The organism is Pseudomonas alliivorans (assembly GCF_017826695.1).
Classification (GTDB): Bacteria; Pseudomonadota; Gammaproteobacteria; order Pseudomonadales; family Pseudomonadaceae; genus Aquipseudomonas; species Aquipseudomonas alliivorans.
The window spans coordinates 167181-183494 of sequence record NZ_JAFFZW010000003.1; the positions used below are offsets into that span (position 1 = coordinate 167181).

A 16314-nucleotide genomic window follows, 5' to 3' on the forward strand; every position below is an offset into this window, starting at 1 on the left:
TCGTAGTTAAACCTGATTCATGCGGTCGGCGATAAAAGTGATCAGCTGGCGGGCAATCTTGGCCTTGCTGGTCTGGGCGAAAAGCGTTGCGTGCAACGCTCGGTCGATCACGCTGCAGGCGTTCTCTTCACTGTTGAAGCCAATGCTGGGATTGGCCACGTCATTGGCGACGATCAGGTCGAGGTTCTTGTCCTTGAGCTTGCGTGCAGCATAGTCGAGAAGATGCTCGGTCTCGGCGGCAAAACCGACACTGAACGGGCGATCCGGGCGGGTGGCGATAGTGGCCAGAATGTCCGGGTTGCGGACCATCTGCAGCAACAGGCCGTCACCGTTTGTGGGATCTTTCTTGAGTTTGTGAGGCGCGATGACTTCCGGGCGGTAATCCGCAACCGCAGCCGAGGCGATGAACAGGTCGCAGGGAATCGCCGCCTCGCAGGCCGCCAGCATGTCGCGGGCACTGACTACGTCGATGCGCGAGACGCGATCCGGTGTCGGCAGGTTCACGGGGCCGGTGATCAGCGTGACGCGCGCGCCCGCTTCCACAGCCGCTTCAGCGAGGGCGAACCCCATTTTGCCGGAGCTGTGGTTGGTGATGTAGCGCACCGGATCGATGTTTTCCTGAGTCGGGCCCGCGGTGATCACCACATGCTTGCCGGTCAGGCTCAGGCGCTGAAAGCAATCGGCCGCGCACTGCGCCAGATCGTTGGGCTCAAGCATACGCCCGAAGCCCACGTCGCCGCAGGCCTGGCTGCCGGAGGCCGGGCCGAATACACGGAAATCACGGTCTTCCAGCAAGCGGGTATTGGCCTGTACCGACGCATCGCGCCACATGGCCTGGTTCATCGCAGGGGCGATGGCCACGGTGGCATCTGTCGCAAGCACAATGGTGGTCAGCAGGTCGTTGGCGATGCCCTGTGCCAGCCGTGCGATCAGGTCGGCTGTCGCCGGGGCGATGAGGATCAGGTCTGCCCATTTGGCCAGCTCGATATGCCCCATCGCCGCTTCAGCGGCAGGGTCCAGAAGGTCCAGGTGCACGGGGTGGCCGGAAAGGGCCTGCATGGTCAGGGGTGTTATGAACTCGGCTCCGCCCCGGGTCATGACGACCCGGACTTCCGCACCCTGGTCGCGCAACCGGCGAACCAGTTCGGCGCTCTTGTACGCGGCAATGCCGCCGCCGACGCCCAGAACGATGCGTTTTCGATACAGCCGCTGCATAGGCCTGCCTTTTTGGTCAAGTGTTGACGCGACGGCCAGGACGCCTCCCCAGGCCAGATCGTCGCGTAAAAAAGATGGGCTAAGATAGCACAGCGACCGCACCGGAACAGGTGCTCAACCACAGGGAAGTGCTATGAGTATTCGCAGTTGGCCCACGGCCGAACGCCCACGGGAACGTTTGCTGGAACTGGGGGCAGGCAGCCTGTCAGACGCCGAGTTGCTGGCGATCTTTTTGCGCACGGGAGTGGCCGGAAAAAGCGCTGTAGACCTGGCCCGTCATTTGTTGAATCAGTTTGGCGGACTGAGACCGTTACTGGATGCAAGTCTGGACGAATTCACCGGGCAACTGGGGCTGGGACCTGCAAAGTTCGCTCAGTTACAGGCGGTCATGGAAATGGCGCGTCGGCACATGGCCGAATCGTTGCGTCGTGATTCGGTGCTGGAAAGTCCTCTTCAGGTTCGCAGTTACCTGAAGGCGTTGCTGCGCCATGAGCCGCATGAAGTGTTTGGCTGCCTGTTTCTGGATAACAAGCATCGGGTCATGACCTTCGAAGTGCTGTTTCGCGGCACGATCAACTCGGCGTACGTGCACCCGCGGCAGGTGGTGAAGCGCGCCATGGCCCACAACGCCGCCAGTCTGATCCTGTGCCACAACCACCCTTCGGGCATTACCGACCCCAGTCGGTCAGACATCGACCTGACAAGGCGTCTCAAGGAAGCCTTGTTGCTGGTGGATGTTCAGGTGCTCGACCACGTGATTGTGGGTGATGGCGAGCCGCTGTCGATGGTGGAGCGGGGGTTGATGTAGCGAACACGCTCGTTCCCGCCGTGCGGGTTTATGCCGGTCTTTGACGTTGCGCCAATGGGCAATAGTTCACACCGTTGTGGGAGGCGGCTTGCCGGCGATAGCTTGAGCGCAGTCCCGGATATGGCGCTGCAGAAACCGCAGCGCCGGCAGGCCGGCTCCCGTCGGAAACGGCGTTCATGCCGCGTTGAGCGTGGCCCACGCAGAGCATGGGCACGATCAAACGATTAGCTTGAGAGCTTTACTTCACCTGCACCTTGTAGAAGTCCTGCCGGCCGAACGGGCTGACCTGATAGCCGGTCACGTCCTTGCGCACCAGTGCAGCGGCGGTCGGGTGGGCGAGGGGTATCCACAGGGCCTGTTGCTGGATCTGCGTCTGTGCCTGGTGGTAGAGCTTGCTGCGTGCGGCCTGATCGCTGATGGACTTGCCGTCGCTGATCAGCTTGTCCAGCGTCTTGTCGCAGTAACGGGCGAAGTTGGTGCCCGACTGCACGGCCGCGCAGGAGAACTGAGGCGTCAGGAAGTTATCCGGGTCGCCATTGTCGCCCGCCCAGCCCATGAACAGCAGGTCGTGCTCACCCGCCTTGGCGCGGCGAATCAGCTCGCCCCACTCGATGACCCTGATTTCTGCATCAATGCCGATCTGCTTCAGATCAGCCTGAAGCATTTGTGCGCCCAGGCTCGGGTTCGGGTTCAGCAGACTCCCGGACGGACGTGTCCAGAGGGTGGTCTTGAAGCCATCCTTCAAACCGGCCTTGGCCAACAGCGCCTTGGCTTTGGCGACGTCATGAGGATAACCGGGCAGGTCCTTGGCGAAGCTCCAGGTGTTCGGCGGATAAGGCCCGCTGGCGGTTTCGGCGGTGCCCTCGAACACAGCCTTCAGGTAGCTGGCCTTGTCGAAGGCCAGGTTAACCGCCTGACGGACTTCCGGTTTGTCGAACGGTGGATGCTGACTGTTGATCGCCACAAACGCGGTCATGAACGCCTCGGTCTTTTCAACCTTCAACGAAGCGTCCTTGCTGGCGGCCTGAATATCGAGGGGCTTGGGCGAAAGGGCGATCTGGCATTCGTTCTGGCGGATCTTCTGCAGGCGCACATTGGCGTCCGGAGTGATGGCGTACACCAGCGTGTCGATGCCGGACTTGCCTGCGAAGTAATCGTCGAACGCCTCGTAACGCACCACGGCGTCTTTCTGGAAGCGTTTGAACACGAACGGCCCCGTGCCGATGGGCTGGCTGTTCAGTTTCTCTGGCGTGCCCGCCTTCAGCAGTTGCGCGGTGTATTCGGCCGAATAGATCGAGGCGAAGCCCATGCTCAGCGTGGCGAGGAAGGTCGAATCGGCATGGTTGAGGGTGAATTTCACGGTGTGGATGTCAGGCGCATCGAGGGTCTTGATCAGTGCTGGCAACTGCATGGACTGCGCGTGCGGGAAGCCGCTCTGGGCGACCTTGTGCCACGGGTTTTGCGGATCGAGCATGCGCTGGAAGCTGAACAGAACATCGTCGGCCGTCAGTTCACGGGTGGGCTTGAAGTAATCAGTGGTGTGGAACTTCACACCGGGGCGCAGCTTGAAGGTGTAGGTCAGGCCGTCCTCGGAAACGGTCCAGCTCTCCGCCAGGCCAGGCACCAGCTTGCCGCTTTTGGCATCGAACTCCACAAGGCGATTCATCAGCACGTCGGCCGAAGCATTGGTGGTGGTCAGCGAGTTGTACTGCACCACGTCGAAGCCCTCCGGGCTGGCCTCGGTGCAGACCGCAAGGCTCGCCGCCTGAGAGGCAATCGGGAGCAGCAGCGGGACAAGCAAAAAGGGAAGTGCAGCAAGGCGCATGGCGAAATTCCTGTTCAGAAAGGGCCCCATCTGCCGGCGCAGTCTGGTGAGGGACTAACCCTAGACCATGTGCTGGCGCAGAACAATCGCCACGGAGCGACGAGCGGTCTTTTGCCAGCGCGCCCCGCATCGCTTGATTCAAGCGCCGCGCAAGGCCTGCCCGATTGCTGTAGAGTGCATTGCCTGTTGTTGCGCGCAAGGCTTTCTGGTATAAAGCAGCGCTCTTTTCTAGGGGCCCGGTTCCTTCACTGTAGGTGTAGCCGGTAAGACCCTTAAAGAAACGCGGCGCCTGGCGCCAAATGACTGAGAGATTAAGCGGCCAACCCATGCCGGGTTGGGCATGTGGTTTTAGAGGGCTGAGGCATGTCGAGAGTCTGTCAAGTTACCGGTAAGGGTCCGGTAACCGGGAATAACATTTCCCACGCAAACAACAAAACCCGTCGTCGTTTCCTGCCAAACCTGCAGCATCACCGCTTCTGGGTTGAAGGCGAGAAGCGTTTTGTTCGTCTGCGCGTATCTGCTAAAGGCATGCGTATCATCGACAAGCGTGGCATCGAAGTTGTGCTCGCTGAACTGCGTCGCGACGGCAAAATTTAAGGGAGAGAATCATGCGTGAATTGATCCGTTTGGTGTCGAGCGCTGGTACAGGCCATTTCTACACCACCGACAAGAACAAACGTACTACCCCGGATAAAATCGAAATCAAAAAATTCGATCCGGTTGTACGCAAGCACGTGATGTACAAGGAAGGCAAAATCAAGTAATTGATTCTGTCACCTGCAAGAAAGCCCGCCTATGGCGGGCTTTTTTGTGCCTGTCATTCGGCTGGTTCTGCTACGGACAGTCAGGCATTGCCCTGAAAACGCAAACGCCCGGTGAGTGGCACCGGGCGTTTGCGGGCAGGCCTTCATCAGTAGTATTTGAAGTCCGAAATCAGGCCCGCCGTGTCGACGGTGATGTGGATTCGGTTGTTATCGCGCATTCGGTCGCTGCGATCCATCGGACCGACGATTCGGGTTCGGCCGGTCAGTTCGCCAATATAGGCCTTGACGGTGGGGACGTAACGGCTGCCGATCAGGTAGTGAAGGGCCTGGGTGATTTCTTCGTTGGTCATTTTTCATAATCCCTTATGAATGATGTCCGGATTGGACGTGCCTAGGGTCGTCCAATCAACCACGCGTCTGGCGTTACTTGTTTATATCTTTGGCCTCGAACACCACGTAAATCTTGCGGCAGGCTTCCAGCACTTCCCACGTGCCCTTGAAGCCTGCCGGGATGACGAACCGGTCTCCGGCCCGCAGCGTTTTGGCGCGGCCCTGATCGTCGCGCAGCACCGACACGCCCTGCACGATCTCGCAGTACTCATGCTCTGTGTAATTGACCTGCCATTGCCCGATCTCTCCTTGCCAGACGCCAGCATTCATTTGCCCGCAGGGGCTGTTGTAGTGGTTGTAGACGGTTTGTTGCGGATCGCCTTTGAACACCTTTTCCGGTGCTGGCCGGTAGTGCTCGGCGGCGGTGCTGGCTTCGCTGAAGTCGACAATGCTTTCGATGCTCATGATGGCGGGTTCCTCAGGCTGAAATGATGGAGATTTGAGCGGCGTGACGGGCAATAGTGCCCGTTTTAGAGCGTTCTGGCCGTTTAATAAAATCAACAAACAAGCGCGTTTAGCGTTACGGGTGTCAAATATATTGGTTTTACCAAGCGGCTGGTTTAGGGTGGCGGTCACCCCGAAATTGCGAAATGTGTCTTTAATCAATCATGACACACGCCTGTTCAACAAGGAGGACATCCGCATGATCGCTCTGACCCGCGCCGACTGGGAAAAGCGTGCCCAGAACCTGAAGATCGAAGGTCGTGCCTTCATTCAGGGTGAGTACACGCACGCTGCGTCCGGCGAGACCTTTGACTGCATCAGTCCGGTGGATGGTCGCGTGCTTGCCAGCATCGCCAGTTGCGATGTCGCCGATGCCGAACGCGCCATCGCCAGTGCTCGCAGCACCTTCAACTCCGGCGTCTGGTCGCGTCTGGCACCGTCCAGGCGCAAGGCGGCCATGATCCGTTTCGCCGGTCTGCTCAAGCAGAATGCCGACGAGCTGGCGCTGCTTGAGACGCTGGATATGGGCAAGCCGATCAGCGATTCGCTGGGCGTCGACATTCCGGGTGCCGCCAATGCGCTTAGCTGGAGTGGCGAGGCCATCGACAAACTGTATGACGAGGTCGCCGCGACGCCTCATGACCAACTGGGTCTCGTCACACGCGAGCCGGTCGGTGTAGTCGCTGCCATCGTGCCGTGGAACTTCCCGCTGATGATGGCTTGCTGGAAGCTCGGTCCGGCGCTGTCGACCGGCAACTCAGTGGTCCTCAAGCCTTCGGAAAAATCGCCACTGACGGCCATTCGTATTGCCCAACTGGCCATCGAAGCGGGCATTCCCGCAGGCGTCCTCAATGTGCTGCCGGGCTACGGCCATACCGTTGGCAAGGCGCTGGCGCTGCACATGGACGTGGACACCGTGGTGTTTACCGGTTCGACGAAGATCGCCAAGCAGTTGCTGGTCTACTCCGGCGAATCGAACATGAAGCGTGTCTGGCTGGAAGCGGGCGGCAAGAGCCCGAATATTGTGTTTGCCGATGCGCCTGATCTGGAAGCGGCTGCGCACGCCGCCGCCAGTGCGATTGCTTTCAACCAGGGCGAGGTGTGCACGGCCGGATCGCGTCTGCTGGTCGAGCGCTCCGTCAAGGACCGCTTCCTGCCGCTGGTCATCGAAGCGCTCAAGGGCTGGAAGCCGGGCAACCCGCTGGACCCGGCCACCAACGTCGGTGCGCTGGTCGATACCCAGCAGATGGACACTGTGCTGTCCTACATCGAGGCTGGTCATGCCGACGGCGCCAAACTGGTCGCGGGCGGCAAGCGCATCATGGAAGAAACCGGCGGCACTTATGTCGAGCCGACGATCTTCGATGGCGTGAATAACGCCATGAGAATCGCTCAGGAAGAAATCTTCGGGCCTGTGCTGTCGGTGTTGACCTTCGACACTGCCGAAGAGGCCATCCAGATCGCCAACGACACGCAGTACGGGCTTGCTGCAGCTGTCTGGACTTCCAACATCTCCAAGGCGCACCTGACCGCCAAGGCCCTGCGTGCCGGTAGTGTCTGGATCAACCAGTATGACGGTGGCGACATGACCGCGCCGTTCGGTGGCTTCAAGCAGTCCGGTAACGGCCGTGACAAGTCGCTGCACGCGTTCGACAAATACACCGAGCTGAAAGCCACCTGGATCAAACTCTAGGCGGTTGCTCTCCTGAAGCGCCCCCGCGTTACAGCGCGGGGCGCATGATCGTTCCCATTCCTGTGTGCTAACGCGGCTCAGGACGCTCCGCGTCCGCGCTCGAATATGACGCGGAGCGGTGGGCACGATCAGCTTTTGGCGTTGAATCTTCACCCGCAGGAACACGGAAATGCGTTGGGGTACTTATTTTGCCGTTCTGGCCTCGATCCTGAGTGTCGGTCTGGCCATCGGCGTCAGCATGCCGCTGGTTTCGCTGAGGCTCGCAGACTGGGGTTACGGCACATTCGCCATTGGCGTGATGGCGGCGATGCCTGCGGTCGGTGTGTTGGTCGGAGCAGGCGTGGCCAGTGCGCTGGCATCGCGGTTCGGAACTGCCAACCTGATGCGGTTGTGTCTATGGAGCGGGGCGGTTTCGGTCGGGGCTCTGGCGCTGCTGCCCTATTATCCGGTCTGGCTGGTCCTGCGCCTGATGCTGGGCATGATCCTGACCATCGTTTTCGTGCTGGGTGAAAGCTGGATCAACCAGTTGGTGATCGAGCGCCTGCGCGGAAGACTGGTCGCGCTGTACGGCAGCACTTACGCGCTGAGCCAGCTTGCAGGACCGCTGTTGCTGGGCGTCATCGGCACCGAGGCCGACTACGGCTTCTGGATCGGCGTGCTGCTCATGACGTGTTCCCCACTGCTATTACTGGGGCGAACCGGCGCACCTTCGACTGAGTCAGCCAGCGTGACCTTTGCTGACCTGCTCGGTTTCTGCCGTGGCATGCCAGCCATCGCGGGCGCTGTTGCGCTGTTTGCAGCGTTCGAGGCGCTGATCCTGACGCTGCTGCCGATCTACTGCATCCGGCATGGCTTCACACCTGAAATCGCCTTGATGATGGTCAGTGCGGTAGTGGTCGGCGACGCGGTGCTGCAAATGCCGATTGGCCTGCTGGCGGACCGGATCTCACGCCGCACGCTGTTCACTGGCTGCGCGAGCGCGCTGATGCTGTCCAGTCTGGCCATTCCGTTACTGGTCAATACGGCGGTGATCTGGCCGTTGTGGGTGCTGTTCGGTGCCAGCGCTGGCGGTCTGTTCACGCTGTCATTGATTCTGATCGGCGAACGCTATCGCGATGATGCGCTGGTACGGGCGAACGCGCATGTGGCTCAGCTCTGGGGGGTCGGCTGTCTGCTCGGGCCTCTGGCCGCGGGTGCCGGCAGCCAGTGGATCAGCATCGATGCCTTGCCGCTGTTGATGGCGGCGGGAGCCTTTGGCCTGCTGGTCCTGACCACGAGGCGCGAAGCGTTTGGCGTAGACGCCGCGCAGGCCTAGAGCATCCGCTCCAGGCCGATCGCCTTGCTCATCCAGGCATTGAAGCGTCGCCACCAGTCGCCCGGCTCAGTGTGCAGTGTGTGGATGACGCCGTTGTCCTCGGTCACCCAGACCACCTTGCCGTCTTCCAGCTTTGCCTGGTAAGTGAGTGAAGGCGCCATGCCCTGCAGTGTGAGCTCACGCAGCTCCTCGGCCAGTTCAGGGCTGTCGACCAGTACACCGACTTCAGTGTTCCACAGCACCGAGCGCGGGTCGAAGTTGAACGAGCCGACAAATACTTTGCGACGATCAAAAATCATCGCCTTGCTGTGCAGACTGGATTCAGAGCTGGCCAGCGACTGGCTTTTTCTGAACAGATGCGGGCCGCTGCCGCGCATGGTTTCGACATCGCCCGGCTGGCGGCGTAGTTCGAACAGCTTGACGCCATGTTCCAGCAGCGCCTTGCGATAGGGCGCATAACCCCCGTGTACGGCGGGCACATCGGTGGCTTCCAGCGAGTTTGTCAGCAGGCTGACGTCCACGCCCGCATCGGCGCGGCCGGTGAGGTACAGCAGACCTTCCTGGCCCGGCACGAAGTAGGCCGAGATCAGCATCAGTTCCTTGCGGGTATTGAGCAGTTCGGGGGCCAGTTGTGTGGTCAGCAGCAGATGCGGGTCGGGCTCGCCCTGCGCCAGCACCTTGGTCGGCGCGTCCCACAGCGCCTGGTTCCAGGCCCAGACCAGTTCGTTGAGCCATGTCTTCATGCGCGGTTCGGTCTTGTAGGCCATCAGACGCTCATACAACGCCTTGTGCTGTTGATGGGCCTGTTCCAGCGAGGCCGCCAGTCGCTTTCTGGCCGCCGCCAGGTCTTTGGTGTCTGGCAGGAAGTACATGAAGTCATCGATCGGCTTGCTCAGCGTGCTGTTCCAGTACTGGTCGAAGCTGTGTCCGAGCTGTTCGGCGACCGGCCCGACGCTGAGCATGTCGATGTCAGTGAAGTTCAGATTGGGCTCGGCGTCGAAATACTCGTCACCCAGATTGCGCCCGCCGACGATGGCCACGCTGTTGTCCGCCAGCCACAGTTTGTTGTGCATGCGTCGATGCTGGCGGGACAGATTCATCAGTCTGCCGAGGCTGCGGGTGATGCCGGTCTCGCGCCCCAGGTTCTGCGGGTTGAACAGACGAATCTGAATGTTCGGATGGGCTGCGAGGGTGGCGATGGCCTGATCCAGTCCGTCACTGGTGGTGTCGTCCAGCAGGATGCGCACGCGCACGCCACGGTCGGCGGCCTTGAGCAGTTCATCGATCAGTGCCCGTGTGCTCAGGCCATCATGGACGATGTAGTACTGCAGATCGAGGCTGCTCTTGGCATTGCGGATCAGCTCCGCGCGGGCCTTGAAGGCGTCGCTGCTGTCAGGCAGCAGGCGAAAGCCCGAGCGCCCTTCATGAGGTTGTGCCATCGCCTGGATCGACCGGCCAAAGGCTGAGTCTGAAGACGCAATGGCCTGGCTTGGCTCACCGAGCGGGGCTTGATGTGCGCAACCGCTGACGCACAGCGCAACCAGCAGGGAAAAGGGCAAGGCCCATGAGTTCTTCAAATTGATATCCACAACCAGGCTTGGCTCGACTTGGCGATAAGACCGGCAAAAGCGGGAAAAATTTGCCAACGTCAGTCATTTTGCGCAATCAGCTGCGCGATGGTCTCGCCAACGATGCGTACTGCGCTCTCGATTTTCGGCGTCGGCTTGGCAGCGTAGTTCATGCGCAGGCAATTGCGGTACTTGCCCGATGCGGAAAAGATACTGCCTACGGCGATCTGCACGTCCTTGCTCAGCAGCGCGCGATTGAGGCGCACAGTGTCGAAATCCTCGGCCAGTTCCACCCACAGCATGAAGCTGCCCTGCGGACGGCTGGCCCGCGTGCCCTGCGGAAAATAGCGCATGACCCAATCGATCATCACGTCGCGGCTGCGCTGGTACTGCGTGCGCATGCGGCGCAGGTGGGGTTCGTAATGTCCGCCTTCGATGAAGTCGGCAATCGCCAGTTGCGGTTGCGGCGCGGTCGAGCCGGTGCCGATGTACTTCATGTGCAGCACCCGCTCAAGGTAGCGGCCCGGCGCTACCCAGCCGATGCGCAGGCCCGGCGCGAGGGTCTTGGAAAACGAACTGCACAGCAGCACGCGACCGTCTTCGTCGAAGGACTTGATGGTGCGTGGACGCGGATAGGTGAAGGCCAGATCGCCGTACACATCGTCTTCGATGATCGCCACGTCGAAGCGTTGCGCCAGCATCAGCAGGGCTCGCTTGCGCTCTTCCGGCATCACGTAGCCCAGTGGGTTGTTGCAACTGGGCGTCAACTGGATGGCCTTGATCGGCCATTGCTCCAATGCCAGTTCCAGCGCCTCCAGGCTGATGCCGGTCAACGGGTCGGTCGGGATTTCCAGCGCCTTCATGCCCAGGCCCTTGAGGGTCTGCATGGCGCCGAAAAAGCTCGGCGAATCCACCGCCACGATGTCGCCGGGCGAGCAGACGGCGCGGATGCTTGCCGACAGCGCTTCATGGCAGCCGGAGGTGATGATCAGGTCATTGGCGGTCAGGTTGCAGCCGGAGTCCAGCAGCAGGCGGGCGATCTGTTCGCGAAGTGTATGCACGCCATGGATGTTGTCGTAATACAGACCGGGCATGTCCTGATGACGGCTTAACTGGCCCAGCGCGCGCATCAACGGTTTCAGGGTCGGGCTGGACACATCCGGCATCCCGCGCCCCAGTTGGGTGACTGCCTCCCGGGGCGATACCCGAATCAAGTCCAGCACCTGATCCCACTGCGAGATATCCACAGGCCGCTGCACCGGACGTCCTACGACCGGAAGCGCCGGAGCCTGGCGGGAGGCCGAAACGAAGTAGCCCGATTTGGGCTTCGGGGTCGCCAGCCCGCTGTCTTCCAGCACCCGATAGGCCTGTTGTACGGTGCTGAGACTGACGCCATGTTCAACGCTGAGGGCGCGAACCGAAGGCAGGCGGTCGCCGGGGCGGTAGAAGCCCTTTTCGATCCGCGAGCCGAGCATTTCGGCAAGGTTGACGTACAACGTCATGGCGTACCCTCAAAGTGATTTTGGCAGAGAAGCAATACAGATGGCGCGAAAATACAGCATTCAGCGGCGGTTTTGAATCTTCTGTATGGAAAATATAAGTCGTTTTTGAATCTGTAATGGTTTGGCAATCCGCTTCATCATGGATTCACGCTCACCACTCAGCGTCTTACACAGCCTTGCTGCAACCAACGCACTGTGGGAGGTGGCTTGCCGGGGATGGCGTCAGTTCAGTCGCTGTTTTATCGCTGCGCAAACGCATTCCGGCAAGCTGCCTCCCACGGGGTATTGATGTAGTCAGGCACTTTCGTTCTGGCCTCGTTTTGCGTGTCTTTTCGACGTGTACATAACGTTGAGCGCAGAGCGTCGGGAAGGATCTGTGTGGGGAATGGCGTGTGTTGAGCATGGACACCCACCCCGATGGAGGAACCGGAAATGAACGGGTTCAGCGATGTACGATTAGCGTTTCACAGCCAGGAACTGAACGAGAGCCGGCCAGTGGTGTTCAAGGCCATTCAGAGCAATCGGATCTACGTGCCGACAGGCATGAGCCGCTGGGCGCTTTACCGCCATCGCTGGACATCCCGCCGCGCATTGCTGGAACTGACGGACGATCAACTTCGTGACATAGGCATCGATTTTCAGCAGGCCAGAGTCGAGGCGATGAAGTCTTTCTGGCGGGAGTAGCGCGATCAACGCAACGCTTTCAGGCGGTGCCAGAGCATGCCGAGCGCCAGCAGCGGCGAGCGCAGATGTTTGCCGCCGGGAAAGGTCATGTGCGGGATTTTCGCGAACAGTTCGAAACCATCGCTGTGCTGTCCGGCGATGGCTTCGGCCAGCAGGCGGCCTGCCAGATGCGTGGCATTGACGCCGTGACCTGAATACGCCTGGGCGTAGTAAACGTTTGGTTGATCCTTGAGCCGCCCGATCTGCGGCAGGCGGTTGGCGCCGATGCCGATCATGCCGCCCCAGTGATAATCGATCTTCACGCCAGCCAGTTGCGGAAACACATCCAGCATCTTGGGCCTCATGTAGGCGGCGATATCTTGCGGGTCGCGGCCCGAGTAATGACAGGCACCGCCGAACAGCAGACGCCGGTCGGCTGAAAGCCGGTAGTAATCCACCGTCACGCGCTGGTCGCAGACTGCCATGTCCTGCGGCAGCAGTTCACTGGCTTGCGACGGGCTCAAGGGTTCGGTCGCAATGATGTAGCTGCCCGCGGGCAGTACCTTGCCGCTGATCTCCGGGTTGAGGTCCTTCAAGTAAGCGTTGCAACCCAGCACCAGCGTTTTCGCCAGCACCGAGCCCTGCGCGGTGTGCACCTTGACTTGCGGGCCGTAGTCGATGCGCGTCACCTCGGAGTGTTCGAACAGTTGCACGCCCAGCGACTGCGCCACAGCGGCTTCGCCCAACGCCAGATTCAAGGGGTGCAAATGCCCGGAACCCATGTCGATCAGGCCACCCACGTAACGATCCGACCCCACCACGCTGCGCATCTGGTCGAGCGGCACCAGTTTCAGCTCATGCCGATAACCCAGGCTGCGCAGTTCTTCCGCGTCTTCGGCCAGATGAGTCATGTCACGCGGCTTGTTGGCCAGGTCGCAATAACCCCACTTCAGTGCGCAATCGATGCCATGCTTTTCAACCCGCTGGCGCACGATCTCGACCGCCTCGATGCCCATCAGCTTGAGCTGGCGGACGCCGTCGTTGCCGATGACATTGGCGAACTGCTCGACGCCATGCCCGACGCCGCGAATCAACTGACCGCCATTGCGCCCGCTGGCGCCCCAGCCGATTCTGCGGGCTTCCAGCAGCGCCACGCTCAAACCGCGCTCGGCCAGTTCGATGGCCGTGTTGAGCCCTGAAAACCCGCCGCCGACCACGCACACATCGACCTTCACCTCGCCTTGCAACGCTGGATGATCCGGCTGCGGATGGCTGCTGGCGGCGTAGTACGAAGCGGTGTGCGAATCTTGATGGGTCAGGTGCTGAACGCGGGCGTTCATGGACATGTCCTGTTGGCGGCGCTGGAAAGTTTCAGGAGGATAAGCTGCTGTCATGAGCCTGCCAACTGAGGCAAAATCCCTGCATTGTGTCCGGGTGATCGTTTCAATGAGCTGCAACCTTCAGAAAGTCCGCGAGCTGCGTCGCCAGATTCCCTCGTTCGAGTGCGTGCCCGGCTGTCATGACTGCTGCGGTCCGGTCACCACCTCGTCCGAGGAAATGGCGCGTCTGCCACGCAAGTCTGCAGCCGAGCAGGAAGCGGCATTGAACGAGCTGAACTGTGTGCATCTTGGGCCTCAGGGCTGCACGGTATACGACGAACGTCCGCTGATCTGCCGCCTGTTCGGCACCACCCAAACCCTGCCATGCCCCAACGGCCGCCGCCCGGTCGAGCTGATCCACCCACGGGTCGAAAAACAGGTCCACGCCTACATTGCTTCGACCCGACAGGTGCTGGTGTAGCGGGTCGGTTCAGTCGGCAATCGGCAGGTTCAGGCTCTCTTTCACTTCTTCCATCACGATGTAGCTCTTGGACTCGCGTACATGCGGCAGCTTGAGCAGGATGTCGCCCAGCAGTTTGCGGTAAGACGCCATCTCGGAAATACGCGCTTTCACCAGATAGTCGAAGTCACCTGATACCAGGTGACACTCCAGCACATGCGGCAATTTCAGCACCGCGCGGCGGAACTCCTCAAACGTGTCGCCGGACTTGTAATCCAGGCTGATCTCCACAAACACCAGCAGACTGGCCTTGAGGCTTTGCGGGTTCAGCCGGGCGTTGTAGCCCATGATGATGCCTTCGCGCTCCAGCCTGCGGACCCGCTCGGTGCAGGGTGTCGTCGACAGGCCGACCCGCTCGCCCAGCTCGGTGAACGAGATGCGTCCGTCCGCCTGCAGGATTCGCAGGATATTGCGATCGATCTTGTCCAGCTCACGTTTTGACTGGTGTTGGGTGCGCAAGGTTGATATCCCCTCTACGAAAGCGATCTTTGCCGTGGATTAACACCGAATATAGGCATTTATACAGTTAAAAGCACTGCTCGATGCTCAATATACTGGCCACATCCTTGCTTAAAACTTCAAAACGTCAGCGGATATCCGCGATGAGGTCATCGACATGCGCGTTCTGGTCCTTGGTAGTGGTGTGATCGGTATAACCAGTGCCTACTATCTGGCGCGGTCCGGCTTTCAGGTCACTGTGGTCGACCGTCAGCCTGCTGCAGCCATGGAAACCAGCTTTGCCAACGCCGGTCAGGTCTCGCCGGGCTACGCCTCGCCGTGGGCTGCGCCGGGTGTGCCGCTCAAGGCGATCAAGTGGCTGCTGCAACGCCACGCACCGCTGGCAATCAAGGCCACGGCCGATATCGATCAATACCTGTGGATGGCGCAGATGCTGCGCAACTGCACGGCCAGCCGTTATGCCGTGAACAAGGAGCGCATGGTGCGGTTGTCCGAGTACAGCCGCGACTGTCTCGACGAGCTGCGTCTGGAGACCGGCATCGCTTACGAGGGCCGCAGCCTGGGCACTACCCAGTTGTTCCGCACCCAGGCGCAGCTGGATAACGCCGCCAAGGATATCGCCGTGCTCGAGCAGTCCGGCGTGCCTTACGAGCTGCTCGACCGCGAAGGCATCGCCCGCGTCGAACCCGCTCTGGCGGGCGTGACCGGGATCTTGAGCGGTGCGCTGCGCCTGCCCAACGATCAGACCGGCGACTGCCAGCTGTTCACCACGCGTCTGGCCGAAATGGCCGAGAAACTGGGCGTCGAGTTCCGTTACGGGCAGAGCATCGAGCGTCTGGATTTTGCCGGTGACCGCATCAACGGCGTGTGGATCGACGGCAAGCTGGAAACCGCTGACCGTTACGTGCTGGCGCTGGGCAGCTACTCGCCGAAGCTGCTCAAGCCGCTGGGCATCAAAGCCCCGGTCTATCCGCTGAAAGGCTATTCGCTGACCATCCCGATCACTGATCCGGCCATGGCACCGACCTCGACCATTCTTGACGAGACCTACAAGGTCGCAATCACTCGTTTCGACAACCGCATCCGCGTCGGCGGCATGGCCGAAATCGCCGGTTTTGACCTGTCGCTCAATCCGCGTCGGCGCGAAACACTGGAGATGATCGTCGGTGACCTCTATCCTCACGGCGGCGACCTGACCCAGGCCAGTTTCTGGACCGGGCTGCGTCCCACCACGCCGGATGGCACGCCGATCGTGGGTGCCACGCCGTTCCGCAACCTGTTCCTCAACACCGGCCACGGCACGTTGGGCTGGACGATGGCGTGCGGTTCAGGCCGTTTGCTCGCCGACCTCATGGCTCGCAAGACACCCCAGATCAGTGCCGAAGGCCTTGATATCTCTCGCTATGGCAGTACCCAGGAGAACGCAAAGCATGTCAATCCAGCGCCAGCTCACCAATGAGCGCATGAGTCAGATCGTCGTCCACAACGGCACCGTCTATTTGTCGGGCCAGGTGGGCGATGACATGACCGCCGGTGTCGAGAAACAGACCCAGGAAACGCTGGACAGCATCGAGCGTCTGCTCGATCTGGCAGGCACCGACAAGACCCGTATCCTGTCCGTGACGATTTACCTGAAAGACATCGATGCCGACTTCGCAGGCATGAACAGCGTGTGGGACAAATGGCTGCCAAAAGGCGTTGCCCCGGCTCGCGCTACTGTCGAAGCCAAGCTGTGCGAACCGGAAATTCTGGTCGAGCTGTCGGTGGTCGCTGCACTGCCGTAACCTGTTTCCCGGCCCGGCGACGCACCCTCGGCGTCGGGCTTTTTT

17 protein-coding genes are annotated in these 16314 nt (G+C 60.6%); 9 read left to right on the forward strand and 8 right to left on the reverse strand.

Annotated elements, in window-relative coordinates; translation table 11 throughout:
- Positions 1–6: 6 nt before the first annotated feature.
- Positions 7–1215 (reverse strand): bifunctional phosphopantothenoylcysteine decarboxylase/phosphopantothenate--cysteine ligase CoaBC, encoded by a 1209-nt coding sequence (coaBC, locus tag JTJ32_RS09880; protein ID WP_099230882.1) that lies wholly within the window; start codon positions 1213–1215, stop codon positions 7–9.
- A 133-nt stretch (positions 1216–1348) separates the two neighbouring features.
- On the opposite strand from coaBC, the gene radC reads away from it, so the two are divergent.
- On the forward strand, positions 1349–2023 hold the full coding sequence (gene radC / locus JTJ32_RS09885; protein ID WP_099230880.1) for a RadC family protein: 675 nt from the start codon (positions 1349–1351) through the stop codon (positions 2021–2023).
- 238 nt (positions 2024–2261) lie between these two features.
- Here radC and JTJ32_RS09890 read toward each other — a convergent pair whose 3' ends face one another.
- Entirely contained in the window at positions 2262–3848 is a 1587-nt protein-coding gene (locus JTJ32_RS09890) for an ABC transporter substrate-binding protein (protein ID WP_210041908.1), read from the reverse strand.
- 363 nt (positions 3849–4211) lie between these two features.
- Here JTJ32_RS09890 and rpmB point away from each other — a divergent pair, with 363 nt between their 5' ends.
- Both rpmB and rpmG read left to right on the forward strand, forming a co-directional pair.
- Entirely contained in the window at positions 4212–4445 is a 234-nt protein-coding gene (gene rpmB / locus JTJ32_RS09895) for a 50S ribosomal protein L28 (protein WP_002551514.1), read from the forward strand.
- A gap of 11 nt (positions 4446–4456) precedes the next feature.
- A complete protein-coding gene (gene rpmG / locus JTJ32_RS09900; protein ID WP_004887154.1) occupies positions 4457–4612 on the forward strand; it encodes a 50S ribosomal protein L33 in 156 nt (51 codons plus the stop codon).
- Between the two features lie 146 nt (positions 4613–4758).
- On the opposite strand, the gene JTJ32_RS09905 is transcribed toward rpmG, so the two are convergent.
- A complete protein-coding gene (locus tag JTJ32_RS09905; RefSeq protein WP_099230876.1) occupies positions 4759–4962 on the reverse strand; it encodes a hypothetical protein in 204 nt (67 codons plus the stop codon).
- A 73-nt stretch (positions 4963–5035) separates the two neighbouring features.
- Positions 5036–5407: a cupin domain-containing protein gene (locus JTJ32_RS09910; RefSeq protein WP_099230874.1), complete on the reverse strand. Its 372-nt coding sequence runs from the start codon at positions 5405–5407 to the stop codon at positions 5036–5038.
- Between the two features lie 238 nt (positions 5408–5645).
- On the opposite strand from JTJ32_RS09910, the gene JTJ32_RS09915 reads away from it, so the two are divergent.
- Together JTJ32_RS09915 and JTJ32_RS09920 are read left to right on the forward strand one after the other, a co-directional pair.
- On the forward strand, positions 5646–7139 hold the full coding sequence (locus JTJ32_RS09915; protein WP_099230872.1) for an aldehyde dehydrogenase: 1494 nt from the start codon (positions 5646–5648) through the stop codon (positions 7137–7139).
- Between the two features lie 169 nt (positions 7140–7308).
- Positions 7309–8454: an MFS transporter gene (locus JTJ32_RS09920; RefSeq protein WP_210041909.1), complete on the forward strand. Its 1146-nt coding sequence runs from the start codon at positions 7309–7311 to the stop codon at positions 8452–8454.
- Here JTJ32_RS09920 and JTJ32_RS09925 read toward each other — a convergent pair.
- Positions 8451–10031 (reverse strand): phospholipase D family protein, encoded by a 1581-nt coding sequence (locus JTJ32_RS09925; protein ID WP_099230868.1) that lies wholly within the window; start codon positions 10029–10031, stop codon positions 8451–8453. The genes JTJ32_RS09920 and JTJ32_RS09925 overlap by 4 nt on opposite strands.
- 71 nt (positions 10032–10102) lie before the next feature.
- Positions 10103–11524 carry an aminotransferase-like domain-containing protein gene (locus JTJ32_RS09930; protein ID WP_210041910.1) on the reverse strand — a complete coding sequence of 474 codons (1422 nt, stop codon included), beginning with the start codon at positions 11522–11524 and terminating at the stop codon, positions 10103–10105.
- A gap of 432 nt (positions 11525–11956) precedes the next feature.
- Between JTJ32_RS09930 and JTJ32_RS09935 the strand changes: the two genes are divergently transcribed.
- Positions 11957–12208: a DUF1127 domain-containing protein gene (locus tag JTJ32_RS09935; RefSeq protein WP_210041911.1), complete on the forward strand. Its 252-nt coding sequence runs from the start codon at positions 11957–11959 to the stop codon at positions 12206–12208.
- Between the two features lie 5 nt (positions 12209–12213).
- On the opposite strand, the gene JTJ32_RS09940 is transcribed toward JTJ32_RS09935, so the two are convergent.
- Positions 12214–13527: an NAD(P)/FAD-dependent oxidoreductase gene (locus JTJ32_RS09940; RefSeq protein ID WP_210041912.1), complete on the reverse strand. Its 1314-nt coding sequence runs from the start codon at positions 13525–13527 to the stop codon at positions 12214–12216.
- 106 nt (positions 13528–13633) lie between these two features.
- Here JTJ32_RS09940 and JTJ32_RS09945 point away from each other — a divergent pair, with 106 nt between their 5' ends.
- Positions 13634–13987 carry a YkgJ family cysteine cluster protein gene (locus JTJ32_RS09945; protein WP_210042201.1) on the forward strand — a complete coding sequence of 118 codons (354 nt, stop codon included), beginning with the start codon at positions 13634–13636 and terminating at the stop codon, positions 13985–13987.
- A gap of 9 nt (positions 13988–13996) precedes the next feature.
- Here the strand turns inward: JTJ32_RS09945 and dadR are convergent, their stop codons facing one another.
- The gene (dadR, locus tag JTJ32_RS09950) at positions 13997–14485 is read right to left on the reverse strand and encodes a transcriptional regulator DadR (RefSeq protein ID WP_004887134.1); all 489 of its coding nucleotides are present in this window, start codon (positions 14483–14485) and stop codon (positions 13997–13999) included.
- 157 nt (positions 14486–14642) lie between these two features.
- Here dadR and dadA point away from each other — a divergent pair, with 157 nt between their 5' ends.
- Both dadA and JTJ32_RS09960 read left to right on the forward strand, forming a co-directional pair.
- Entirely contained in the window at positions 14643–15944 is a 1302-nt protein-coding gene (dadA, locus tag JTJ32_RS09955; RefSeq protein WP_210041913.1) for a D-amino acid dehydrogenase, read from the forward strand.
- Positions 15916–16269: a RidA family protein gene (locus JTJ32_RS09960; protein WP_004887130.1), complete on the forward strand. Its 354-nt coding sequence runs from the start codon at positions 15916–15918 to the stop codon at positions 16267–16269. The genes dadA and JTJ32_RS09960 overlap by 29 nt, the downstream gene beginning before the upstream one ends.
- Positions 16270–16314: the final 45 nt, after the last annotated feature.